Origin of the sequence: Methylobacterium cerastii (assembly GCF_022179125.1) — a bacterium.
Taxonomy (GTDB): domain Bacteria; phylum Pseudomonadota; class Alphaproteobacteria; order Rhizobiales; family Beijerinckiaceae; genus Methylobacterium; species Methylobacterium cerastii.
On record NZ_BPQG01000011.1, the window covers coordinates 1 to 22,998 of the forward strand.

General features: G+C 69.0%; 21 protein-coding genes. 13 read left to right on the plus strand and 8 right to left on the minus strand.

What is annotated here, in order from left to right:
• Positions 1–40: 40 nt before the first annotated feature.
• Positions 41–742: a response regulator transcription factor CtrA gene (gene ctrA, locus MFF13_RS05635; protein WP_147727979.1), complete on the minus strand. Its 702-nt coding sequence runs from the start codon at positions 740–742 to the stop codon at positions 41–43.
• 409 nt (positions 743–1,151) lie between these two features.
• Here ctrA and fliI point away from each other — a divergent pair, with 409 nt between their 5' ends.
• The 5 genes from fliI to MFF13_RS05660 all read left to right on the plus strand — a co-directional run bounded on the left by fliI (position 1,152) and on the right by MFF13_RS05660 (position 5,268).
• Positions 1,152–2,507 carry a flagellar protein export ATPase FliI gene (gene fliI, locus MFF13_RS05640; protein WP_147761495.1) on the plus strand — a complete coding sequence of 452 codons (1,356 nt, stop codon included), beginning with the start codon at positions 1,152–1,154 and terminating at the stop codon, positions 2,505–2,507.
• Between the two features lie 83 nt (positions 2,508–2,590).
• Entirely contained in the window at positions 2,591–2,998 is a 408-nt protein-coding gene (fliJ, locus tag MFF13_RS05645) for a flagellar export protein FliJ (protein ID WP_147753614.1), read from the plus strand.
• Positions 2,999–3,121: 123 nt separating this feature from the next.
• Entirely contained in the window at positions 3,122–4,174 is a 1,053-nt protein-coding gene (locus MFF13_RS05650) for a lysylphosphatidylglycerol synthase domain-containing protein (RefSeq protein WP_238271326.1), read from the plus strand.
• Between the two features lie 12 nt (positions 4,175–4,186).
• Positions 4,187–4,750, plus strand: coding sequence for a hypothetical protein (locus MFF13_RS05655; RefSeq protein WP_238271328.1), 564 nt, complete (start codon positions 4,187–4,189; stop codon positions 4,748–4,750).
• Positions 4,747–5,268: a hypothetical protein gene (locus MFF13_RS05660; protein WP_238271330.1), complete on the plus strand. Its 522-nt coding sequence runs from the start codon at positions 4,747–4,749 to the stop codon at positions 5,266–5,268. Before MFF13_RS05655 ends, MFF13_RS05660 begins: the two co-directional genes overlap by 4 nt.
• Here MFF13_RS05660 and flhA read toward each other — a convergent pair.
• Positions 5,180–7,327, minus strand: a complete 2,148-nt coding sequence (gene flhA / locus MFF13_RS05665) for a flagellar biosynthesis protein FlhA (protein WP_147761498.1) — start codon at positions 7,325–7,327, stop codon at positions 5,180–5,182. The two genes, MFF13_RS05660 and flhA, sit on opposite strands and share 89 nt — an antisense overlap.
• A 200-nt stretch (positions 7,328–7,527) precedes the next feature.
• Here flhA and MFF13_RS05670 point away from each other — a divergent pair, with 200 nt between their 5' ends.
• Positions 7,528–8,268, plus strand: a complete 741-nt coding sequence (locus tag MFF13_RS05670; protein WP_238271331.1) for a hypothetical protein — start codon at positions 7,528–7,530, stop codon at positions 8,266–8,268.
• 13 nt (positions 8,269–8,281) lie between these two features.
• On the opposite strand, the gene MFF13_RS05675 is transcribed toward MFF13_RS05670, so the two are convergent.
• The 5 genes from MFF13_RS05675 to MFF13_RS05695 all read right to left on the minus strand — a co-directional run bounded on the left by MFF13_RS05675 (position 8,282) and on the right by MFF13_RS05695 (position 12,990).
• Positions 8,282–9,523 (minus strand): KpsE/RkpR family capsule polysaccharide export protein, encoded by a 1,242-nt coding sequence (locus MFF13_RS05675; protein ID WP_147828141.1) that lies wholly within the window; start codon positions 9,521–9,523, stop codon positions 8,282–8,284.
• Between the two features lie 88 nt (positions 9,524–9,611).
• Positions 9,612–10,265, minus strand: a complete 654-nt coding sequence (locus tag MFF13_RS05680; protein ID WP_147828142.1) for an ABC transporter ATP-binding protein — start codon at positions 10,263–10,265, stop codon at positions 9,612–9,614.
• Between the two features lie 94 nt (positions 10,266–10,359).
• On the minus strand, positions 10,360–11,175 hold the full coding sequence (locus MFF13_RS05685; protein ID WP_238271333.1) for an ABC transporter ATP-binding protein: 816 nt from the start codon (positions 11,173–11,175) through the stop codon (positions 10,360–10,362).
• Between the two features lie 7 nt (positions 11,176–11,182).
• Positions 11,183–11,992, minus strand: a complete 810-nt coding sequence (locus MFF13_RS05690) for an ABC transporter permease (protein WP_147828144.1) — start codon at positions 11,990–11,992, stop codon at positions 11,183–11,185.
• Positions 11,992–12,990, minus strand: a complete 999-nt coding sequence (locus tag MFF13_RS05695; protein WP_238271343.1) for an ABC transporter substrate-binding protein — start codon at positions 12,988–12,990, stop codon at positions 11,992–11,994. The genes MFF13_RS05690 and MFF13_RS05695 overlap by 1 nt, the downstream gene beginning before the upstream one ends.
• Before the next feature lie 115 nt (positions 12,991–13,105).
• On the opposite strand from MFF13_RS05695, the gene MFF13_RS05700 reads away from it, so the two are divergent.
• From MFF13_RS05700 to MFF13_RS05720, 5 genes are all read left to right on the plus strand, one after another.
• On the plus strand, positions 13,106–14,038 hold the full coding sequence (locus MFF13_RS05700) for a 3-hydroxyacyl-CoA dehydrogenase NAD-binding domain-containing protein (RefSeq protein ID WP_238271352.1): 933 nt from the start codon (positions 13,106–13,108) through the stop codon (positions 14,036–14,038).
• Positions 14,039–14,257: 219 nt separating this feature from the next.
• Positions 14,258–15,175, plus strand: a complete 918-nt coding sequence (locus MFF13_RS05705; protein ID WP_373322487.1) for an AEC family transporter — start codon at positions 14,258–14,260, stop codon at positions 15,173–15,175.
• Positions 15,176–15,302: 127 nt separating this feature from the next.
• Complete coding sequence (locus MFF13_RS05710) at positions 15,303–16,535, plus strand: acyl-CoA dehydrogenase (RefSeq protein WP_147828146.1); 1,233 nt, start codon at positions 15,303–15,305, stop codon at positions 16,533–16,535.
• A 111-nt stretch (positions 16,536–16,646) separates the two neighbouring features.
• Positions 16,647–17,333: a BA14K family protein gene (locus MFF13_RS05715; protein WP_147828147.1), complete on the plus strand. Its 687-nt coding sequence runs from the start codon at positions 16,647–16,649 to the stop codon at positions 17,331–17,333.
• A 102-nt stretch (positions 17,334–17,435) separates the two neighbouring features.
• Positions 17,436–17,651: a hypothetical protein gene (locus MFF13_RS05720; protein ID WP_147754681.1), complete on the plus strand. Its 216-nt coding sequence runs from the start codon at positions 17,436–17,438 to the stop codon at positions 17,649–17,651.
• A 52-nt stretch (positions 17,652–17,703) separates the two neighbouring features.
• Here the strand turns inward: MFF13_RS05720 and MFF13_RS05725 are convergent, their stop codons facing one another.
• Entirely contained in the window at positions 17,704–19,995 is a 2,292-nt protein-coding gene (locus MFF13_RS05725) for an FdhF/YdeP family oxidoreductase (RefSeq protein WP_147761505.1), read from the minus strand.
• 162 nt (positions 19,996–20,157) lie between these two features.
• On the opposite strand from MFF13_RS05725, the gene MFF13_RS05730 reads away from it, so the two are divergent.
• Entirely contained in the window at positions 20,158–21,552 is a 1,395-nt protein-coding gene (locus MFF13_RS05730; protein WP_238271354.1) for a pentapeptide repeat-containing protein, read from the plus strand.
• Positions 21,553–21,613: 61 nt separating this feature from the next.
• A complete protein-coding gene (locus tag MFF13_RS05735; protein ID WP_147828148.1) occupies positions 21,614–22,942 on the plus strand; it encodes an alpha-amylase family glycosyl hydrolase in 1,329 nt (442 codons plus the stop codon).
• The last annotated feature ends 56 nt before the right edge of the window (positions 22,943–22,998 follow it).

Here is a 22,998-nt window from a genome sequence, read left to right on the forward strand (position 1 = left end):
TCCGCGGGTGCCTCGGATGGAATGGCCGCAGGAGGACGAGTCAGACGGCGATGCGCTCTTCGGCGTCCATCGGCTCGCGGAGCACGTAGCCGCGGCCCCAGACCGTCTCGATGTAGTTCTTGCCCTGGCTTGCGTTGGCGAGCTTCTTCCGCAGCTTGCAGATGAACACGTCGATGATCTTCAGCTCGGGCTCGTCCATGCCGCCGTAGAGATGATTGAGGAACATCTCCTTGGTGAGCGTCGTGCCTTTCCGGAGCGAGAGGAGTTCCAGCATCTGGTACTCCTTGCCGGTGAGGTGGACGCGGGAGCCGGCGACCTCGACGGTCTTCTGGTCGAGGTTCACGATCAGGTCGGCGGTGGTGATCACCGACTGGGCGTGGCCCTTCGAGCGGCGGACGATGGCGTGGATGCGGGCCACGAGCTCGTCCTTGTGGAACGGCTTGGTGAGATAGTCGTCGGCGCCGAAGCCGAGGCCCTTCACCTTGTCTTCGATGCCGGCCATGCCCGACAGAATCAGGATCGGCGTCTTGACCTTGGCGACCCGAAGGTTGCGCAGTACCTCGTAGCCCGACATGTCGGGCAGGTTCAGGTCGAGCAGGATGATGTCGTAATCGTAGAGCTTGCCGAGATCGATCCCTTCCTCACCGAGATCGGTGGTGTAGGTGTTGAAGTTCTCGGACTTGAGCATCAACTCGATGCTCTGCGCCGTGGCGCCGTCGTCCTCGATCAGAAGTACCCGCATCGTCGATCCCCAGCCCGGCCGGCCGTATCAGCGTTCGGACACGTCGCCGCCATTCGTCCGCCACCGGCCTGTGGACGGACGCCCCATCGTCATTGACGTGAAACGCTATTCGTTAATCGTTAACAAAACCTGATTCTCCGTGGCAAGCGATCGTTTGCATCTGCCTCGGCCTTTTTTCGTCCGGTCTCGGCTGTCCGCCCCGACCGCGCGCGGCCGATGCCGTACCTTCAACGCCTGCCAAGTCCTTCACGTGTCACGGGCCGCGCGCGTTCGTGGCCGTCGAGCCACATCCGCGACGCATGTCCGGGCCGGATCGAGGGACCCGAACCGGCCGTGCGATCGGCCCCGCTACAAGCCCGATGACCGCAGTGTTAAGGAGGGAGGTAAACGAACCGTTAGGGCATCACGGATGACGCAGGACCAGGGCGGGACCGCGGCTCGGACGCTCTCCGGCATCCGAGCCGGGCTGGAGCGGGTCGAGCCGCTCGAGACCTACGGCCGCGTCGTGGCGATTCGCGGGCTCCTCGTCGAGGTCGCAGGGCCGGTCGCCGCGATGCGGCTCGGTGGGCGGCTGGACGTGGAGGGCGCCGGCAGCGCCGGCTTGATCCCGTGTGAGATCATCGGCTTCCAGGGCGACCGGGCGCTGGCCATGCCGTTCGGCTCGCTGGAGGGCGTGCGCCGCGGCTGCCCGGCGTTCGTGCGCGACGAGGCCGCGGGCGCGATCCGTCCGTCGCCGGCATGGCTCGGCCGCGTGGTCGACGCGCTTGGCCGACCGGTCGACGGTCTCGGCCCGCTCGCCAACGGACCTGAGATCTATCCGCTGCGCGCCGACCCGCCGCCGGCCCACGCCCGCCGCCGGGTGGGAAAACCGCTCGACCTCGGCGTCCGCTGCCTCAACACCTTCCTGACGATGTGCGCCGGCCAGCGCATGGGCATCTTCGCCGGCTCGGGCGTCGGCAAATCGGTGCTGCTGTCGATGCTCGCCCGCTACACCGCCGCCGACGTCGCGGTGATCGGCCTCGTCGGCGAGCGCGGCCGCGAGGTGCAGGAGTTCCTGCAGGACGACCTCGGCGCCGCAGGCCTCGCCCGCTCCGTCGTGGTGGTCGCGACCTCGGACGAGCCGGCCCTGATGCGCCGCAACGCGGCCTACGTGACCCTCTCGGTCGCCGAACACTTCCGAGACCAGGGCGCCAAGGTCCTGTGCATGATCGATTCGATCACGCGCTTCGCCATGGCCCAGCGCGACATCGGGCTCGCCGCGGGCGAGCCGCCGACGGCCAAGGGCTACACCCCGACGGTGTTTTCCGAGCTTCCGCGGCTGCTCGAGCGGGCAGGCCCGGGGGTGGGGGAGGGGACGATCTCGGCCCTGTTCACGGTGCTGGTGGAGGGCGACGACCATAACGAGCCGGTGGCCGACGCGGTGCGCGGCATCCTCGACGGGCACATCGTGATGGAGCGGTCCATCGCCGAGCGCGGACGCTACCCGGCGGTGAACGTGCTGCGCTCGGTCTCGCGCACCATGCCGCGCTCGTGCGATCCGGCGTTCCTGCCGGTGGTGCGGCGGGCGCGCAAGCTGCTGGCGACCTACGCCGACATGGAGGAGCTGATCCGCCTCGGCGCCTACCGCGCCGGCGCCTCGCCCGAGGTCGACGAGGCGGTCGCGCTCATGCCGCGATTGGAGGCTTTTCTGGGGCAGGGTAAGGAAGAAGCAACCTCCATCGGCGATGGTTACGCACGGCTCGCGGAGATCGTGGGCGGGTCCTGAGGCGGACGGTGCGGCGGGTCCTGGCCGCGTCGCACGTCCGGTACTACCGGGATCTCGTGCGTTGTGTGGAGTGAGCGTATCCCATGAAATCGCGTGACACGCTGATCCGGCTACGCCGCTTCCAGGTCGACGAGAAGCGTCGCCGCGTGACTCAGATCGAGATGATGATGGCCGACTTCCAGCGCATGGCGATGGAGCTCGACCGCGAGGTGGTCCACGAGGAAGCCCGCGCCGGCATCACCGACACCGGTCACTTCGCCTACCCGACCTACGCCCGCGCCGCCGCCGTCCGCCGGGACAACATGCGCCAGTCGGCGATCGCGCTCGAGAGCCAGCTGGCCGAGGCCAAGGCCGAGCTCGGCGAGGCGTTCGAGGACCTGAAGAAAGTCGAGATCCTTGACGACCGCGAGCGCTCGGCCGAGCGCGCCGCCGAGGCTGTCCGCGAGCAGGCGGCGATGGACGGCATCGGCCTATCGCGCGCCCGCGCCTAAGGCCGGGCAGCACGAAACCGTCATGATCCGATGACACTAGACCGTGCAGGCGCGCCCCGCCGGGCGTGCTTGCGGTGCGTCGCGTCCTGACGCATCAGGGGTTTCCCCGAGGTGCCGGTGTCCATGAAGAAGATCAGCGATTTCATCTGGCCGATCGTCGGCCTCGCCGCGGTCGCCGTCTCGGGATACCTGCTCTTCCGTGAGCTGCGCGGCATCTCGATGTCCGAGATCCAGGGCAGCCTCGCCGCCATCCCGCTGCACCGCTTCCTCCTGGCCGCGCTCTCCACCCTCGTCGCCTACGCCGCGCTCGCCTGGTACGACCGGATCGCGCTGCTGCACCTCGGCGTCACGCACATTTCGACGTTCTTCGTCTCGGTCTGCTCGTTCACCACCTACGCGCTGTCGCACAACATCGGCGCCTCGGTCTTCTCCGGCGCGGTGGTGCGTTACCGCGCCTACACCGCCAAAGGCCTGTCGGCGGCACAGGTCGCGGTGCTGGTCGCCCTGTGCTCCTTCACCTTCGGCCTCGGCACGATCCTGCTCGGCGGATTCGTGCTGGTGGCGCTACCCGACACCCTGACGCGGCTACAGGGCTACCTTCCGGCGATCCTCACCAATCCGAGCACAGCCCGGACGCTCGGCGCGGTGCTGCTCGGCGCCGTGGCACTCTACGTCGCCGGCTCGCTGCTCAAGCTCAAGCCGCTGACGATCCGGTCGTTCAAGCTCGAATATCCGCGCCCCCGCATCATGATCCGGCAGATCATCGCCGCCCCGCTGGAGCTGCTTGGCGCGGCCGGGATCATCTATTTCGCGTTGCCCGAGGCGCATAACCCGGGCTTCCTGGTGGTGCTGGCGGTGTTCCTCGCCTCGTTCTCGGCGGCCCTCGTCTCGAACGCCCCCGGTGGCCTCGGCGTGTTCGAGCTGGTCTTCGTCGTGGCGATGCCCGACATCGCCAGGCCGGCGATCATCGCAGCGCTGCTCGTGTTCCGGATGTTCTATTTCTGGCTGCCGTTCCTGATCTCGGTCGTCGTCGCGCTGCTCTACGAGCGAAACCGACTGGCCGGCGCGCTTCGCGGGACCGGGACGCAGACGGCTCGCGCCCCGCACCCGCCGCTCGTCGCCCAGGGCCTCGATCCGGCGAAGATCGAGCGAGACCTCAAGCGCAAGACGGTGTGAGAAGAGGGGCCCATGGCGCAACCGCTCGACCACGGACGCTTGCGCCAGGCCCTTGAGGCGCTTGGATCGGACCTTGCCGCGCGCGGTGTCTTCATCGAGTTGGCCATCTACGGTGGCGGCGCGCTGATCCTTCAGTTCGAATGGCGCCGATCGACCTGGGACGTGGACGCGGTGGTGCGGGAAGGCTTCGACGAAGCGGTGCTCGCACCTTCCGTCGCCCGGGTCGCCAGGGAGATGGACCTCGATTCCGATTGGCTCAACAACGCGGTCGGCATGTTCACGCCCCTCGACGAACCGGAGTCCTTGTTCGAAGTGTCGGGTGCGTATCCGTCCGAGGGCCCCCCGGGGCTGAGGACGCTCCTGGCACGCCCGCACTATCTCCTCGCCATGAAGCTCCGAGCCTTGAGCAGTCTCGATCGGGGCACGCGCGACATGGACGACGCCCGCGCGCTGGCCGACCATCTCGGGATCGTCGACCTCGAAGGCTTGGTCACCCTCTACGCGTCGATCTACGACGAAGCCCCGGCGATCGACGCGCGATTGCGCTTCCCGGCCATCCTGGATGCGTCCCCGTGAGACCCGCCACGCTTCACGAGGTCGCCGTCCGCATCCGCGAGGATGGCGACTGGGATCACCACAGCCGTGAGTTCCTCGACGCGTTCTACGCGCTCGACGGCAGGATCGAGCGGCAGACGGCGATGATCGCCGACGATCCCGGCCTCGTCGGCGTTCCGCGCGCGGACGCCTATCTCGGGGCGATGGGCGAACATCTCGCCCGCCGTTGGGGATTGCCGATCCCCGCATGGGTGCGGGAAGACGCGCGCTATCTCACGACGGCGTGGTTCCTGCCGGACGAGCCGAACCTGCGCGATTACCTTCTCTGCGCGAGCCCGGTGGCCTTCCGCGTGCGCTTGATCTTCACGGGTCCGGACCCGCTGCAACGCGCACGCTTCCCCTATCACCGCGGCGTTCGCACCCTGCCGTTCGACTATCCGCCGCCCGACCTCACACCGAGCCGACGTTGCGCAGCCGCGCCCGCGCATGGATCTCCGCCTGGCTCATCACCGGGGTCTCGCGGCGGAAACGCTCGATGATCGAGCGCACGAACGGCCGGGCCTGAACCGAGGTGACGAGGACCGGCATCTCGCCCATCCGCGCCGCGGTCTCGAACCGGTCGCGCACCGTCTGCACGAACTCGGTGAGCTTCGAGGGCTGCATCGCGAGGTAGCGCTCGTCGCGCTCGCCCACGATCGAATCCAGGAAGGCCTGCTCCCAGGCCGGCGACAGGGTGATGATCGGCAGCATGCCGTCCGGCCCCTGGTACTGGGCGCAGATCTGGCGCCCGAGGCGCGCGCGGACGTGCTCGACGATGTCGCGCGGGTTCTTTACCGATCCGGCCACCTCCGCGATGCCCTCGACGATGGCGCCGAGGTCGCGGATCGAGACCCGCTCGGCCAGCAGGAACTGCAGCACCCGCTGGATGCCAGTGGTGTTGATCTGCGAGGGCACGACCTCCTTAACGAGCTCGGCGTGCTCCTTGGACAGCTCGCGCAGCAGCTTCGAGACCTCGACGTGGTTGAGCAGCTCCGAGACGTGCGCCTTGATGATCTCGGTGAGGTGCGTCGAGACCACGGTGGCGGCGTCGACGACGGTGTAGCCCTTGAGCTGCGCCTGGTCGCGCAGGGACGCGTCGATCCAGGTCGCGGGTAGGCCGAAGGTCGGCTCCAGCATATGCTGGCCGGGCAGCTGGACCTGGCCGCCCATCGGGTCCATCGCCATGAACTGGCCGGGGAAGATCTGGCCGGTCCCGGCCTCGATCTCTTTGACGCGCACGACGTAGGCGTTGGCGTCGAGCTGGACGTTGTCGAGGATGCGGACCGACGGCATGACGAAGCCGAGGTCGGCCGCCAGCTGGCGGCGCAGCGCCTTGATCTGGTCGGTCAGGCGGTCCTGGCCCTCGCCGCTGACGAGGGCGAGCAGCGCATAGCCCATCTCGAGCTTGAGGTCGTCGAGCTTCAGCAGGTCGGTGACCGTCTCCTCCTTGGCCGCGGCCGCCGCCGCGACGGCGGCGGGGTCCATCGGCACCCCGGCCTCGTCGAGAGGCGGCGCCTCGCGGGCGGTCTTGGCGAAGCGCCAGGCGGCGTAGCCGGAGGCGCCGGCGAGCGCCAGGAACGGCAGCATCGGCATGCCGGGCATCAGCGCGATCAGCACCATGACGCCCGAGGACATGCCGAGCGCCTTCGGGTAGTTGGCGAGCTGCTTGCCGAGCGCCTTGTCGGCCGAGCCCTTCACGCCCGCCTTCGAGACCAGGATGCCGGCGGCGGTCGAGACGATCAGTGCCGGCACCTGCGAGGCGAGGCCGTCGCCGATGGTGAGAAGGGTGTAGCTCTTGGCCGCCGCGCCGATCGCCATGTCCTGCTGCGCGACGCCGATGATGATGCCGCCGACCACGTTGATGAAGGTGATCAGCAGCGCCGCGATCGCGTCGCCGCGCACGAACTTCGAGGCGCCGTCCATGGCGCCGAAGAAGGACGATTCCTCTTCCAATGCCGAACGCCGCGCCTTGGCGACCTTCTCGTCGATCAGGCCGGCCGAAAGGTCGGCGTCGATCGCCATCTGCTTGCCGGGCATCGCGTCGAGGGTGAAGCGCGCCGCGACCTCGGCGATGCGGCCCGAGCCCTTCGTGATGACAACGAAGTTCACGATGATCAGGATCGCGAACACGATGATCCCGATGACGAAGTTGCCCCCCATCACGAAGTTGCCGAATGCTTCGATGACGTGGCCGGCCGCCGCCGTACCCTCGTGGCCGTGGCCGAGGATCAGCCGGGTCGAGGCGAGGTTCAGCGCCAGCCGCAGCATGGTCGCCATCAGCAGCAGCGTCGGGAAGACGGTGAATTCCAGCGGGTTGTCGATGAACAGGCCCGTCATCATGATTAGCACCGACATGATGATCGACACGGCGAGCAGCAGGTCGAGCAGCACCGACGGCAGCGGGAAGATCAGCACCGCGAGGATGCCCATCACCGCGGTCGCGAAGAACAGGTCGGTGCGCTTGGAGAGCGCGTCGAAGCTGGCGCGGTTCGGCATCGAGAAGCCGCCGAGCGCCGACATCCCTCCGGTCCGCTCCGGCGCGATCGCCGTCTCGCTCATGTCCCTGACCCCCGCCCGCGACGGGCGGACCCGGCAAGATTTGCCGGGTGGATGGTTAGCGTCCTGTTAACGCGACGTCCCGACGACGCCATCGGCCAAGCTGGAACCCGGCTCCGCTCCGGCGGCTTGAACGGGCTCGGGATCGGGCCCGCCGCACGAGCAGGCGCGCGATCCGACGTTCAACGACCGGAGGAACCACCATGGCGATGCGAGCCATCACCGCCCTGTTCGACGATTACGACGCGGCGGCCCGCGCGGTCGACAAGCTCGAAGCCGAGGGCATCCCGCACGGCGACATCAGCATCGTGGCCAACAACGCCGAGGACCGGCATGCCGGCCGCCTCACAACCACCGGCGATCCGACCCGCTCGTCGGACCCCGCCGACGCGGGCGTCGGCGGCGCCGGCACCGGTGCGACGCTTGGCACGGTGCTCGGCGGCGGCGCCGGCCTCCTGGCCGGCCTCGGTATGCTCGCGATCCCCGGGATCGGTCCGGTGGTGGCGGCCGGCTGGCTCGCCGCGACCGCGGCGGGCGCCGGCGTCGGCGCCGCGGCCGGCGGCCTGATCGGCGCTCTGACGGGCGCCGGCCTCAGCGAGCATGAGGCCGAGACCTATGCCGAAGGCGTGCGCCGCGGCGGCACCCTGGTCACCGCCCGCGTCGAGGACGGCCAGGCCGACCGCATCCTGGCGATCCTCGATCGGCACGGCTCGATCGATCTCAATGAGCGGGCGCAGGGCTGGCGGGCACAGGGCTGGACCGGCGGCATGACAGGCGCCGAGGTCGGAGCCGGCGAGGTCGGGTCGACGGCGATCGGGGCCGCAGCTTCGACCACCACCGGTCTCGACACCGAAAGCGGCCATACCCTGCTGCCAGTGGACGAGCCCCGCACCGCCGGCACCCCGCCGGCGCCGAGCCAGACCTTCGGTTCGGATCGCCGTTGAGCGAAGCCCGCGATCAGGTCATCTGCTTGCGGGCGAACAAGGCGGCGGCGAAGAACACCGCCGCGCCGGCCGCGACGAGACTGCTCATCAGCAACCGTCGCGGCTGGGTCGAGGACTCCGCCAGGACCGGCTCGACGATCGGGCTGAAGAACTCGATCTGCCGGGCGGCGATGATCCGTGCGCGCTCGTTGGCGGCGATCACCTTGGCGTAGTATTTTTCCGTATCCTTACGCTCGTTGTCGAGCGCCTCGAACCGTGTCAGCGCGTCGGACAAAAGGCGCTTCTGCTCCGGATCCTGGCTCGCCGACTGGCGTTCGATCCGGTTGATGTTATCGTCGAGGTCCTTGATCTGGGCCTTCATGTCGAGGATGCGGCGCGATTCCGGAGCGAGGTCGCGCAGCGACATCGTCAACTGCACCGAAAGGTTGATGCGCGCGGCCCTAAGCTCTGCGATCACCTTCAGGTTCGTTTCGTTGGCCTTCTGCGCATCGAGCACGCCGTCACGGTTGCGCAGGTCGCGCACCGCGAGGCGGATCTTCGCCAGGCGCTCCTCCGCCAAGCGCATCTCGCGATTGCTCTCGGCGACCGCATCGTTGCGCGCGCGCATGGTGAGCTCGTTCACCATGCGCTCGGCTTCCGTCATCACCGCCTTCGTGATCGCCAGCGACTCGGCAGGATCGAAGGCCGACACCGTCAGCGACATGATGCCGGAGCTGCCCTCAAGGTCGATGGCGACGCGCTCGCGCCAGTACTTCAAAAACTTCTCGATCGGCTTCTCGGGATCGAAGCGCGAGAGGAAGTCGATTTGGTCGCGGCTGAACCATTCGCGGATCGGCAGCTTGGCCTGGATCACCTCCAGCATCGGACGGCTGAGGACGTACTGGTGGGTGATCAGCACGTCCTGAGCCAGCAATTCCTTGGGGACGCCGGCATTGGTCCCGACCGCGTCCGGTGTGGCTTTCTCAGCGCCGCCGAGGGCGGGGCGCAGTGCGAACCGGGCCTCGGTGACGAAACGGTCGGAGGCGATGAGGCCGTAGTAGATGCCGCCCGCGACGGTCGGCAGGACGAAGCACAGGACGAACAGGATCGGTAGCCACGGATCGCTCTTCACGTGGCTCTGGTAGGAGCGAATGCCCTTCTTACGGTCGGCGAAGCGGGACAGTCGCGCGATCTGGCTCAGCGACTCGGCCACCGCCTTGGACCGGTCTGCGGTCGTCAGCGGCTTGCCCTGAGGGTTGCGGATCTCGACGTTCATGGACCTGCTGATTCCGTTGTCCGGGCGGACATGACGATCATCCTCGGCGCATCGCGCGGCGAAACGATGTCTGCCCCGTGCGGCGACCTCACGCGTTCAGGCGCCGGTAGACCTCGATCGCGTCGTTGACGTCCTCGTAGATGATGGCGCGACCATTGATCAGCACGATACCCTGCGAGCACCATTCGCGGATCGTCTCCATCGAGTGGGACACCATGATGACGTCGGCGGTCTGGCGTCGTTCGGCGAAGACTTCGGAGCAGCGCCGCTGGAAGCGCGCGTCGCCCACCGCCGTAACCTCGTCGATCAGGTAGCAGTCGAACGGGATCGCCATGCTCATCCCGAAGGCGAGGCGCTGGCTCATGCCCGACGAGTAGGTCCGGATCGGGACGTCGAGGTAGCTGCCGAGCTCGGAGAAGTCCTCGACGTAGTCGAGCACGCGCTTCGGGTCCTCGCCGTAGACGCGTGCCACGAAGATCACGTTGTCCCGGCCGGTCATCATCGGGTGGAAGCCGCCGCCGAACCCGAGGGGCCAGGAAACCCGCAGCGCACGCTTGATCTTGCCGCTCGTCGGCTCCTCGGTGCCGCCGATCATGCGCATCGTCGTCGACTTGCCGGCGCCGTTGATCCCGAGGATGCCGTAGCTGATGCCGGGCTTCAGCGTCAGCGACACCCGCTCCAGGATCGTGCGGCGATGACCGTCGGTCTTGTAGATCTTGGTGACGTTCTCGAAGCGGATCACCGCAGGCCGGTCTCCTCGACGCGCCCGGCTCGGCGGGCCGCCTACGGCTGTTGCCCTCCGAAAGCGGCGAATCTGAGGATTGCCACCGCCCGGCTCAGTCCACGGCCGGCGCGTGCAGCTCGGCGTTGGTGAAGCGCTGCTGCTCCTCCATCACCAGCGCGCCGAGCTCGCGCTTGATCGCGTTGAAGTCCTGGCTCGCCGGGTCGCGCGGCCGCGGCATCGGCACGTTGACGTCGCGTTTGATCCGGCCCGGGCGGTAGGTCATTACCAAGATGCGGTCGGCGAGGTAGATCGCCTCCTCGATCGAGTGCGTCACGAACACGATCGTCTTGCGGTACTCCGACCAAATGCGAAGGAGCTCGTCCTGAAGGGTCCGCCGGGTCAGCGCGTCCAGCGCCCCGAACGGCTCGTCCATCAGCATGACCGGCGGGTCCAGCGCCAGGATGCGGGCGATGGCCACGCGCTGGCGCATGCCGCCGGACAGGTCCTTCGGATAGCGCTTGCGGAAGTCGGAAAGCCCGAGCGTCGCGACGATGCGATCGACGGCGATCGTGGCCTCGGGCTTGGGCACGCCCTTGATGTCGAGGCCGAAGCGGACGTTGTCCTCGACCGTCATCCACGGGAACAGCGCGTATTCCTGGAAGACCATGCCGCGGTCCGGCCCAGGCTGCGTCACCACCTTGCCGCCCATGGTGATCCGCCCGTCGGTGAGCGGGGTGAAGCCGGCGATGGCGTTGAGCAGGGTGGACTTGCCGCAGCCGGAGGGGCCGAGCAGGCACAGGAACTGCCCCTCCGGCACCGTGGTCGAAATGTCCTGGAGTGCCGCGACCGCGGCGGTCCCGGTGCCGAACACCTTTACGGCGTTGGCGACGACGATCTCTGCGGACTTGGGTTGCCGGTCGGCGGACATGGGCGGCCTATCGCTCGAGGCCGCGATGCCAGCGCAGCAGGTGGTCGTTGAGACGGCTCATCGCGCCGTCGATGATCAGGCCGAGGATGCCGATCGTCAGCATGCCGCCGATGATCTTGTCCGACCACATGTACTCGCGCGCCTCGAGGATGCGGTAGCCGAGGCCGTCAGAGACCGCGATCATCTCGGCGACGATCACGACGATGAACGCGGTGCCGATGCCGATTCGCATCCCGGCGAGCACGTAGGGGCTCGCGGCCGGCAGGATCACCCGGCGGAACATCGTCCAAGAGTTGGCGCCGAGGTTCCGCGCGGCGCGGATGTAGATCGAGTCGACCTGCCGCACGCCGGCGATGGTGTTGACCAGCACCGGGAAGAAGGTGCCCAGCGCGATCAGGAATAGGGCCGGCGGGTTGCCGAGGCCGAACCAGACGATGGCGAGCGGTATGTAGGCGATCGGCGGGATCGGGCGCAGCACCTGTAGCAGCGGGTTGAACAGCCCGTAGAGCCTGTCGCTCGTGCCGAGCATCAGACCGGTCGGCACTGCTAGCCCGGCACCGATGACGAAGCCCGCCAGGACCCGCGTCAGGCTCGACGCCGCGTCGTGCGGCATCTCGCCGGAGAAGATCCAGGCGAGATAGCTCTCCTGGCCCGGCTCATAGGGGAGGGCGGGCAGCAGGCCCGCATACCACTTCACCGCCACCGCGCTCGGCGGCGGCAGCACGATCGGCGAGAACACGCCGACCCGGCTCAGGATCTCCCAGAGCACGAGCAGGCCGACCGGGACGAGGGCGCCCCGCAGCGAGGAAAGCCGCATCACGGGGTCTTCGATTCGGCCTTGATGCCAAGATCCGCCTTGGCCTTGTCGAGCAGGTCCGTCTTCACCCACTCGGCATCGCTCTTGGGCGGGGTCGTCATCTTACCGAGGCCGTACTTCATCATGTAATCGGCGGTGGTCTGCATGTGCCCGGCCGGCACGTCGTAGGTGTAGCTCGCGTTCGCCATGCCGTCGCGGAAGTCCTGGCTCGAAAGCTGGCCCTTGAACACGGACTCGCGCACGTACTTCTCGGCCAGCGCCGGGTCGTCGATGAAGGCCTTGGTCGCGGCCACGAAAAGCTTTAGCACCCGGCCGGCGATCTCCGGCTTCTCGTTGTACATCTTCTCGGTCATCACCAGCGGACGCACGGGGATGCCGATCGGGGTGTCGTAGGGCTTCACCACCTCGACGCCCCATCCGGCGCTGATCGCCTGGGTCGATTGCGGCTCCGACTGGCAGATCACGTCGACGTATTTCTGCGCCAGCGCCTGGTTCAGGTCGGCGTAGTTGTTGAAGTAGATCAGCTGCACGTCCTTGCCGGCGCGCTCGCCCCAGGTCATGCCGTGCTTGTCGAGCTCGGCGAGCAGCATCAGGTCCTGCGTGCCGCCGCGGACGGTGGCGACCTTGAGGCCTTTCACATCTTTTAGCGTTTTCACCGCGTCGAGATCGGGCCGCTTCAGGATGCGAACGCCGCCGTTGGCGAAACCCGCCACCACGTAGAGCTTCACGCCGTTGCCGCGCGCCGCCACCGCGCCGTCGGCGCCTGAGGCCGAGATGTCGATCTGGTCCACCGCCATGGCGGGGTAGATGTCGGCGCCCTTGGCGAACTGCTTCTCGTCGATCTTCAGGCCGAACTTCGGGGCGATCTCCTTCATGTAGGAGATCGCCCCGTAGTGGGCGAACTTCAGGTTCCCGAGGCGGACGACGTCGTCGGCCCGCGCGGTGCCGGCGGCGAGAAGCAGGATCGCGGCGGCGGCGGCCGAGGCGCGCTTGAACATCGATGTCCTCCGGGTCGCAGGTCGTTCCGCCTGCCGTTCGCCCGGCGATGTACGCCGGGCGCTGCATTGACTAGGCGAGGCGCCGACTGAAAGTAAAGCGTAGGGAGGCGACGCCGTGACAGCTGTTGAAACGGATGAAACCGGCCGCATAGCCGTGGTCGGCTGCGGTACGCTCGGTGCCAGCTGGGCGGCCTTGTTCCTCGCGCACGGCTTCGACGTGGCGGCCTACGACACCGCGCCCGGCTTCGCGGACCGGCTCCGCGCTTCCGTCGCTCACGCGCTCGGCCAGCTGGGGGAACTCGGACTGCGTGGATCCGGGCGCCTGGAGACCTGCACCGCGATCGAGGCGGCCGTGTCCGGCGCGATCTTCGTGCAGGAGAACGCGCCCGAGGACGAGGCGGTCAAGCGGGCGGTGCTGGCCGAGCTCGACGCGCGGGCGGCGCCCGGCGTGATCGTCGCGTCGAGCACCTCGGCGATGCTGCGCAGCCGGATCGTCGCCGAATGCCGGACGCCGGAACGGGTGATCGTCGCCCACCCGTTCCACCCGCCGCACCTGGTGCCGCTGGTGGAGATCGTGGCGGGCGACCCGGCGACCGGCGAGCGCGCCGCCGCGTTCTACGCCCGGCTCGGGCGGCGCCCGGTGATCCTGCGGCGCGAGATGCCGGGCCACGTCGCCAACCGCCTCGCCTCGGCCCTGTACCGGGAGGCGGTGAACCTCGTCGCCGAGGGGGTGGCCAGCGTCGCCGACATCGACGCGGCCTTGTGCAACGGTCCGGGGCTGCGCTGGGCGGCGATGGGGCCGCACATGACCTATCATCTCGGCGGCGGGGCGGGCGGCATCCGGCACTACCTCGACCACCTCGGGCCGAGCCAGGTCCGCCGCTGGGAGAGCCTCGGCCGCCCCGAGCTGAGCGACGCGGTGAAGGATGCGATCGTCGAAGGCGTCGAAGCGGAGGCGGCCGGCCGCACGCTGCCCGAGCTGGAGGCCCGCCGCGACCGCGCGCTGATCGACATCCTGAAGGCCCGGACCGAGGTCGCCGGATCTTAGAGCATTTTCCGTGATCCCTGGGTCACGGAAAATGCCCTAACCTGCTGTGTGGTCGCGTTCTCTTCACACGAGCCGGCATCCACCTCGCTTGAAAAGGCTCTAGCCGGCGCGCCGCTTCGCTCCGGTCATGCGCCCGACGCAACGTGAAGACCGCAGCGGGCGTGCTATGCGCAAGCCCTCCTCGAACGCCAGCCGGTCCGCCATCCCGTGAACGCCGTGATGATCATCGTCCCGATCTTCGGGATCATCCTGATCGGCTGGGGCGCGGCGCTGGCCGGCCTGCTCTCCGACAAGGTGAGCGAGGGGCTGTCGGAATACGTCTTCGCCATCGCCGTGCCGTCGCTGATCATCGCGACGCTGACCCGGCCGGGACTCGATGGCGAGATCTCCTGGGGCTACTGGATCTCCTATTTCGGCGGCGCCGGCATGTCCTGGCTCGCCGGGTCGCTGATCGCGCGGCGGCGCGCGGGCATCGAGCGGCAGGGCGCGATCCTGCACGGCTTCGCCGCCAGCCAGTCGAACACCATCTTCGTCGGCGTGCCGACCATCCTCCAGGCTTACGGCGAGGAGGGGGCGTTCCCGCTCTTCCTGCTGCTCGCCGTCCACCTGCCGCTGATGATGGGCTGCGCCACCTTCCTGATCGAGGCGGAGGCCGGGCGCTCGCTCTGGCAGCGCCTGCGCGGCCTCGGCCTCGTGCTGATCCGCAACCCGATCTTCGTGGCGTTGCTGATCGGCATGGCGCTGAAGCAGGGCGGCATCGTCCCGTCCGGCATCCCCAAGGCGCTGATCGACATGTTCGCGGCCACGGCCTCGACCTGCGCGCTGATCGCGCTGGGCGCCGGCCTGCGGCGCTACCGCGTGCTGTTCGACCTGCCCGGTGCGGTGGTGATCGCGCTGTTGAAGCTCGTCGTCCACCCGCTGATCGTGTGGCTGCTCGCGACGAAGCTGTTTGCGATGCCGCCGGCCTATGCCGGCGTCGCGACGCTGTTCGCGGCGATGCCGGTCGGCATCAACGCCTACCTGCTCGCCATGCGCTACCGGACGGAAACCGGCCTGATCGCGGCCTCGCTCCTGGTCTCGACCCTGCTCGCCCCCTTCACCACCATCGCGTGGCTGACGCTGCTCGGCCGGGCGTGACAGCGGCGCGGGCCTGACCCTTCCCCGCGGCGGGCGCGGTGGAAGTCGCGGCCCATCCGGCTATCTTGCGGCGCAACGGCCGGCGAATCGCCGAACCGGCCGAGACCGTTTCGGAGAGGGATCGACCATGAACGCACCGATGCGCGCGCCCGCCGGAAGCGCCGGCCCATTGGTCAAGGCGTCGGCCGCCTTCGTCTGGGACGACCCGTTCCTGCTCGAGGACCAGCTCACCGAAGACGAGCGCGCGATCCGCGACGTGGCGCAGGACTTCGCCCAGGAGCGGCTGCTGCCCGGCGTGGTGGACGCCTACGCCCAGGAGAAGACCGACCCCGATCTGTTCCGCCAGATGGGCGCACTCGGGCTGCTGGGCGTGACGATCCCCGAGGAGTACGGCTGCGCCGGCGCCGGCTACGTCGCCTACGGCCTCGTGGCGCGGGCGGTCGAGCGGGTCGATTCCGGCTATCGCTCGATGATGAGCGTGCAGTCGTCCCTGGTGATGTACCCGATCCACGCCTACGGCTCCGAGGAGCAGCGGCGGAAGTTCCTGCCGAAGCTCGCATCCGGCGAATTCATCGGCTGCTTCGGTCTCACCGAACCCGATGCCGGCTCCGATCCGGGCGGCATGAAGACCAAGGCCGAGAAGATCGATGGCGGCTACCGCCTGTCGGGGGCCAAGATGTGGATCTCGAACGCGCCCTTCGCCGACGTGTTCGTGGTCTGGGCGAAGTCCGACGCGCATGACGGCGCGATCCGCGGCTTCATCCTGGAAAAGGGCATGAAAGGGCTGTCGGCTCCGACGCTGAAGGGCAAGTTGTCGCTTCGGGCCTCGACCACGGGCGAGATCGTGATGGAGGGCGTCGAGGTCGGCGAGGACGCGCTGCTCCCCAACGTCTCCGGCCTCAAGGGCCCGTTCGGCTGCCTGAACCGGGCGCGCTACGGCATCTCCTGGGGCGTAATGGGCGCCGCGGAGGATTGCTGGCACCGGGCGCGCTCCTACACCCTGGAGCGCAAGCAGTTCGGCCGGCCGCTGGCGCAGACGCAGCTCATCCAGAAGAAGCTCGCCGACATGCAGACCGAGATCACGCTCGGATTGCAGGCATCCTTGCGCGTCGGCCGCCTGATGGACGAGGGAAAGATGGCGCCGGAGATGATCTCGCTGATCAAGCGCAACAATTGCGGCAAGGCGCTCGACATCGCCCGCACCGCCCGGGACATGCACGGCGGCAACGGCATCATGGGCGAGTACCACGTGATGCGTCACGCCCAGAACCTCGAGACGGTGAACACCTACGAGGGCACCCACGATGTCCACGCCCTGATCCTCGGCCGCGCGCAGACCGGGCTGCAGGCGTTCTTCTGATCTTCGTCTCGATAAGCGGATGTTTCGACGCGGGTCTCGGATCGCGCGGTACGATTTGCTCCCTCACGCGTTGTGCCACTGACGACGACATCTCGAACGCGTGAGAAACTGATGAAACGGATTGTCTTAGCGTCCGCCTTGATGGCCGGCGCGCTCGCCATGCTTCCCGCGACCGTCGACGCCCGCGGCTTCGGCGGCCGGGGCGGCGGCGGCTTCGGTGGCGGCCATGGCATCGGCGGCGGCGGCTTCGGCGGTGGCCGCGGCTTTGGTGGCGGCGGCTTCGGCGGTGGTCGCGGCATCGGCGGGGCAGGCTTCGCCGGCCGCGGCGTGGGCGGCGGCTTCGCAAACCGTGGCTTCGGCGGCGGGTTCGCCAACCGTGGCGTCGGTGGTGGGTTTGCTAACCGAGGCGGCTTCGTCGGCAACGGCGGCTTCGCCAACCGCGGGATCGGCCGGGGCTACGGCACCGGCTATGGTCGCGGGTACCGCGGCGGCTACGGTCGTGGCCTCGGCTACGGCGCGGCCGGCCTCGGGCTCGGCCTCGCCACCGGCGCTCTGATCGGCGGCGGCCTCGGTTATGGCTACGGCGGCTACGGCTACGACGACAACTACTACGGCGGCGGTTACGCGCCGGCCGGCTACGGCGGCTACGGCTACGCTCCGGCCTACACGGAGGTGCAGACCGAGGTGGCGCCCGGCCCGCAGGAATCGGTGAGCTACTGCATCCAGCGCTTCCGCTCCTACGACGTGCGCTCGCAGACCTACCTCGGCAACGACGGCGCGCGGCACTCCTGCCCGTAAGGGTTTCGAGGCCGATATGACGAGAAGCCCCGCGACCGATACGGTCGCGGGGCTTTTTGCTGCCCGCCCGGGACGGTTCCGGGCCAAGGGGGACGCCACGCCATGACGACCGACGAGATCCAAGACCTCCACCGTGCCCGCACGGTTCTGGCGCGGCAGCGCAACGCCATGGCCAAGCGCCTCTCCGGCATCGACCTTGCGCCGGTGTCGATGGCCGAGGATTTGACCCGGATCCTCGTCGCGATCGAGGCGGTCGACCGCGCGCTGACCGCCGAGGGCCGGCCCTACATGGCGCCGGAGATGCACGCGGAAGGCTGAGGCTTTCGGGCCGGCGACACGCATTCGGCGCGCCGGCCCAGCGGGATTAGGATCAGGCCGAAGCGGCCTCGATCCGCACGGGTACGGATTTCGCCGCTGGCACCTTGCTGCGCTCGGCATGGTGCCAGAGCGGGATCAGCGGGTTGCACTCGGGGTAGTAGCCGCCGACGCAGCCCGTTGGGATGTCGTAGGCCAGCACCCGGAAGCCCTCGACCCGCCGCACCACCTTGTCGTCCGTCGCGCCGACGAGGTGAACGGTCTGCGCGTCGCGCAGGCCGAGGCGGGCGATGTCGTCGCGGTTCATGAACAGCACCATCCGCGTGCCCTTCACGCCGCGGAATCGGTCGTCGTAGCCGTAGATCGTGGTGTTGAACTGGTCGTTCGACCGCATGGTGATGAGCCGCATCACCTCGGGGTCGGCCTGCTCGGTGTCGGGGTCGGCCGACAGGCTGCGCGGCGTGACGAAGTTCGCCTTGCCGGTGTCGGTCTTCCATGTGCGGTCGGCGGCCGGAATCGGCCGGCGGAAGCCGCCGGGCGTCCACATCCGCGCGTTGAAGTCCTTGAACTGGTCGGGATAGGTCGCCTCGATCGCGTCGCGAACGCTGGCGTAGTCGCCGCCCCAGCGATCCCAGTCGATCCGCGGGTTCGGCGTCAGCGTCGCCTTGGCGATCCCGGCGACGATGCGCGGTTCGGACAGCAGCTCGGGTCCGGCCGGCTCGGCATAGCCCTTCGAGCCATGGATGCAGGCGGTCGAATCCTCCATCGACACCGCCTGCCGCCCGCCGGCCTGCTCGTCGATCTCGATTCGGCCGAGGCAGGGCAGGATGTAGGCGACCTCGCCGTGAATCAGGTGATTGCGGTTGAGCTTCGTCGAAATCTGGACGGTCAGGCGAAGCGTCTTCCAGGCTTCCTCCATCAGCGCGGTCTCCGGCACCGCGCGGATGAAGTTGCCGCCGAGCGCCACGAACGCCTTCACCGAACCGTCGAGGATACCCTCGCAGGCCTCGACGGTGTTGAGACCCTTCTCCATCGGCGGCTCGAAGGCGTAGAGCTCGCGCAGCTTGTCGTTCGGCACCAACTCCGGCTTCTCGGTGATGCCGACCGTGCGCTGCCCCTGGACGTTGGAATGCCCGCGGACCGGGCATATGCCGGCGCCGCGCTTGCCGATGTTGCCGCGCATCAAGAGCAGGTTGACCAGGGCCTGCACGGTCTCGACGCCCATGCGGTGCTGGGTCAGCCCCATGCCGTAGACGCCGATCGTCGCCTTCGCCTTGGCGTAGGTCGCCGCCGTCTGCTCCAGCGCCTTGCGGGTCAGGCCCGAGCGCCGCTCCAGCTCGTCCCAGGACTTTCCGCGGACCGAGGCCGCGAACGCCTCGAAGCCGTGGGTGTGCTCGGCGATGAAGGCGGTGTCGAGCACGCGCTCGGCGCCGCTCGCGATCGCCGCGTCGTCGAGCGCCAGCAGCGCCTTGCAGATCCCGTAGATCGCCCCGAAATCGCCGCCGGCCTTGACCTGCAGGTACTGCGACGAGATCCGCGTCTCGGACTTCGTCAGCATTTCGAGCGGCGCCTGCGGGTTGGTGAAGCGCTCCAGCCCCCGCTCCCGGAACGGGTTGAAGGTGATGATCGGGACGCCGCGGCGGCTCGCATCCTGGAGCGGATGAAGCATCCGCGGCGCGTTCGAGCCGGGGTTCTGCCCGAAGAACAGGATGCAGTCGGTGTGCTCGAACGCCTCAAGCAGCACCGTGCCGACCGGCGAGCCGATGCTTTCTGGAAGCGCCACGGAGGTCGATTCGTGGCACATGTTCGACGAGTCGGGCAGGTTGTTGCTGCCGTGCAGCCGCGCCAGCAGGCCGTACATGTACGAGGTCTCGAGCGAGGCGCGTCCGGAGGCGTAGAACACAGCCGCCTTCGGATCGAGCGCCTTCAACTCGGCGCCGATCTCCGCGAAGGCGGCATCCCACGAGACCGGCAGGTAGCGGTCGCTCGCCGCATCCCAGCGCAGGGGCACGGTCAGGCGCCCGAGCTCCTCCAGGTCGTAGTCGCGCCAGCCGGTGAGCTCGGTGACCGTGTGGGCGGCGAAGAACTCGGCGCCGATGCGCTTGCGCGTGACCTCCCAGGCGGTCGCCTTGGCGCCGTTCTCGCAATACTCGAACACCGCCGGCTTGCCGGGCTTGGCCCAGGCGCAACTGACGCACATGAAGCCGCCGGGCTTGTTCTGGTGGCGCAGCATCAGGCCGCCGGTGACGGGGATCTGCTCGCGCAGGAGGATCTCGGTGAGCGACTTCGCCGACCCCCAGCCGCCGGCCGGCCCCTCGTAGGGATCGAGCTGCACCGAATCCGTCATCCTCGAAACTCCAACCTTCGCGATCCTCAAAGAAGAACCCTTCGTCGGCGCGAAAGGGTCCGCTCGGCTGCGTGCGGCAAACGCCGCGCACTGGCAGGGTCGGCGCCGGGCGCCTCGCCGTGCTACGGCTCGCGCCGGCCCCCATCGAAAGCACGACCCCGATTGTCCGACCGGAACGAGATCCCGGCGCCGCGCGCCGCAGACGCCCCGCGCGATCCCCGGACCGAGGCGGTCCTCGACCGGATCGCCGCCGCCCAGGGCGCGCCGTTCGGGGCCGGCGAGCACGGGCTCGACCTCGTGCGCCTCGACGCCGGCGGCGCGGCGCTCGCCCGCCGGATCGACGCCGCGCTGCCTCCGCCGGCCTGGTGGGACGCCGAATGCGGCGGCCTCAATCTCGCCGACGCGAACCTCGACCGGGCGCGGATGGAGGGCGCGAACCTCTCGCACGCCAACCTGCGGCGGGCGACGCTGTCGGGGGCGGTCGGACGCTCGGCCGACTTCTCGTATGCGATCCTGGAGGAGGCCGACCTCGGCGAGGCCGACCTCAGCGGCACGGATTTCCGCGGCATCGTCGCCGGCCAGGCGAGCTTCCGCGAGGCGATGCTGGAGGATGCGCGCTTCGACGACGCGGCCCTGCGCTTCGCGAAGTTCCCGAAGGCGCTGCTGGACGGCGCGGACTTCTCCGGCGCCGACCTGTGGGGCGCCGACTTCACCGGCGCGGATGCGGACGACACCAGCTTCAAGCGGGCGCGCCTCGACGAGGCCGACCTCTCGGACGTGAACCTGACGCATGCCGACTTCGAGGGCGCGAGCCTGACCAAGGCCCGCCTCGTGGGCTCGCGCCTACGCGGTGCGAACCTCTCCAACGTCAAGCTCGACGGCGCCGACCTCTCCGGCGCCGACCTCTCCGACACCAGCTTGGTGCGGCTGAACTTCGTCACCTGCAAGCTGCGCCACGCGCGCTTCGCCGGCGCTTGGCTCAACGGCACGCGGATGCGGATCGAGCAGCTCGACGGCATGGTCGGCGAGGAGGCGGCTGGCGACTACGCTGGCGCGCAGGCGAGCTACCTCGCCCTGGAGCAGAACCTGAAGAGCATCGGCAGCCACGACGAGGCGAGCTGGGCGTACAAGCGCGGCCGCCGCATGGGCCGGCTCGAAGCAGGCCAGAAGACCCGCGCGGCCTGGACCGCCCGAGACGGGCGTGCCGTCCTCCGCCATGGCTACCGCTGGACCTCGGACCGCTTCGTCGAGTGGCTGTGCGACTACGGCGAGAGCCTGTCGCGGATCGCCCGCGCCTTCGCCATCCTCATCGTCGCCTTCGCCGCCCTGTTCGGCCTCGCCGGCGGCCTGATCCCGGACGGATCCAGCGAGCCGACCCGCAACGCCGTCGACTGGCTGAGCTACAGCGCGCTCAACATGATGACGGCGAACCCGCCGGAGATCGGCGTGAAGCCGATCGGCCGCTTCACCAACCTGCTCGTCGGCATCGAGGGGGCGGCCGGAATCATCCTGATGGGGCTCTACGGCTTCGTGCTCGGCAACCGGCTCCGCCGCTGATTTCCGCGGGGCCGCCCTATCTGTCGGGCGTGGCCGCGCCGGCCGAGGATCGACGACGAACATGCCCGATTGGATACGCGACACCGTGTGGTGGCAGGTCTACCCCCTCGGCTTCGTCGGGGCGGAGCAGACCGTCCGGCGCGGCATGGCGACCGCGCATCGCCTGGACCAGGTCGCCGCCTGGATCGACTACGCCGCCGACCTCGGCGCGACCGGGCTGGCGCTCGGGCCGATCTTCGCGTCCTCCACCCACGGCTACGACACGATCGATTACCTGCGCATCGATCCGCGCCTCGGCGACGATTCCGACTTCGACCGGCTGGTCGCGGCCGCCCATGGCCGCGGCCTCAAGGTCCTGCTCGACGGCGTGTTCAACCATGTCGGGCAGGACTTCGCCGCCTTCCGCGCGGTGCTCGACGAGGGGCCGTCGGCGGCGCAGGCCGGGTGGTTCCACCTGACCTGGCCGGAGGGGACGAACCCCGGCGACGTGCCGGACCACCGCTGCTTCGAGGGCCACCGCGCCCTCGTCACGCTGAACCACGACCATCCCGAGGTCGCCGACCACGTCGTGGCGGTGATGAACCACTGGCTCGCCCGCGGCGCCGACGGCTGGCGGCTCGACGCCGCCTACGCCGTGCCGCGGGCGTTCTGGACCCGCGTCCTGCCGCGGGTCCGCGCCGCACATCCCGAGGCCTACTTCGTCGGCGAGGTGATCCACGGCGACTACGCCGGCGTCGTCGCCGAGACGGGCTTGGATTCGGTGACGCAGTACGAGCTGTGGAAGGCGATCTGGTCCGGACTGAACGACCGCAACCTGTTCGAGCTCGCCCACGCCCTGAAGCGGCACGATGCATTCCTCGAAGCCTTCGTGCCGATGACCTTCGTCGGAAACCACGACGTGACCCGGATCGCCAGCCGGCTCGCCGACATCCGGCACCTGCCCCACGCTCTGGCCGTGCTGTTCACGGTCGGCGGCACGCCCTCGATCTATGCCGGCGACGAGCAGGCCTTCCGCGGCCTCAAGGAGGAGCGCGAAGGCGGCGACGACGCGATCCGCCCCGCCTTTCCGCCGTCGCCCGACGACCTCGCCCCAGAGGGCTGGCCGACCTACAGGCTGCATCAGGACCTCGTCGCCCTGCGGCGCCGGAACCCCTGGCTCCATACGGCGCGAACGCGGACGCTGCACCTGACCAACACCGCCATGACGCTGGAGACCCGCGGCGACGGGCACCGGCTCCTCCTCGCCCTCAACCTGTCGGACGAGCCCACCGAGCAGCCGGCGCCCGGTGCGCGCGGGCTGGAAGCCGGCCAGGCCGACCTCCTCTCTGCGCCCGCCGGCCGCATCCGCCTTCCGCCGCACGGCTGGGCGATCCTCGCGGCGGAGGCGTGATCGCGGCGGCTTTCGACCTATGTCGGAGTTGGGGACGGGGCGTTCGAAGCGGACCA

Coding starts and splice junctions, on each gene's coding strand:
- ctrA (WP_147727979.1), bottom strand. CDS start 742: ATGCGGGTACTTCTGATCGAGGACGACGGCGCCACGGCGCAGAGCATC.
- fliI (WP_147761495.1), top strand. CDS start 1,152: ATGACGCAGGACCAGGGCGGGACCGCGGCTCGGACGCTCTCCGGCATC.
- fliJ (WP_147753614.1), top strand. CDS start 2,591: ATGAAATCGCGTGACACGCTGATCCGGCTACGCCGCTTCCAGGTCGAC.
- MFF13_RS05650 (WP_238271326.1), top strand. CDS start 3,122: ATGAAGAAGATCAGCGATTTCATCTGGCCGATCGTCGGCCTCGCCGCG.
- MFF13_RS05655 (WP_238271328.1), top strand. CDS start 4,187: ATGGCGCAACCGCTCGACCACGGACGCTTGCGCCAGGCCCTTGAGGCG.
- flhA (WP_147761498.1), bottom strand. CDS start 7,327: ATGAGCGAGACGGCGATCGCGCCGGAGCGGACCGGAGGGATGTCGGCG.
- MFF13_RS05670 (WP_238271331.1), top strand. CDS start 7,528: ATGGCGATGCGAGCCATCACCGCCCTGTTCGACGATTACGACGCGGCG.
- MFF13_RS05675 (WP_147828141.1), bottom strand. CDS start 9,523: ATGAACGTCGAGATCCGCAACCCTCAGGGCAAGCCGCTGACGACCGCA.
- MFF13_RS05685 (WP_238271333.1), bottom strand. CDS start 11,175: ATGTCCGCCGACCGGCAACCCAAGTCCGCAGAGATCGTCGTCGCCAAC.
- MFF13_RS05690 (WP_147828144.1), bottom strand. CDS start 11,992: ATGCGGCTTTCCTCGCTGCGGGGCGCCCTCGTCCCGGTCGGCCTGCTC.
- MFF13_RS05695 (WP_238271343.1), bottom strand. CDS start 12,990: ATGTTCAAGCGCGCCTCGGCCGCCGCCGCCGCGATCCTGCTTCTCGCC.
- MFF13_RS05705 (WP_373322487.1), top strand. CDS start 14,258: ATGATCATCGTCCCGATCTTCGGGATCATCCTGATCGGCTGGGGCGCG.
- MFF13_RS05710 (WP_147828146.1), top strand. CDS start 15,303: ATGAACGCACCGATGCGCGCGCCCGCCGGAAGCGCCGGCCCATTGGTC.
- MFF13_RS05715 (WP_147828147.1), top strand. CDS start 16,647: ATGAAACGGATTGTCTTAGCGTCCGCCTTGATGGCCGGCGCGCTCGCC.
- MFF13_RS05720 (WP_147754681.1), top strand. CDS start 17,436: ATGACGACCGACGAGATCCAAGACCTCCACCGTGCCCGCACGGTTCTG.
- MFF13_RS05725 (WP_147761505.1), bottom strand. CDS start 19,995: ATGACGGATTCGGTGCAGCTCGATCCCTACGAGGGGCCGGCCGGCGGC.
- MFF13_RS05735 (WP_147828148.1), top strand. CDS start 21,614: ATGCCCGATTGGATACGCGACACCGTGTGGTGGCAGGTCTACCCCCTC.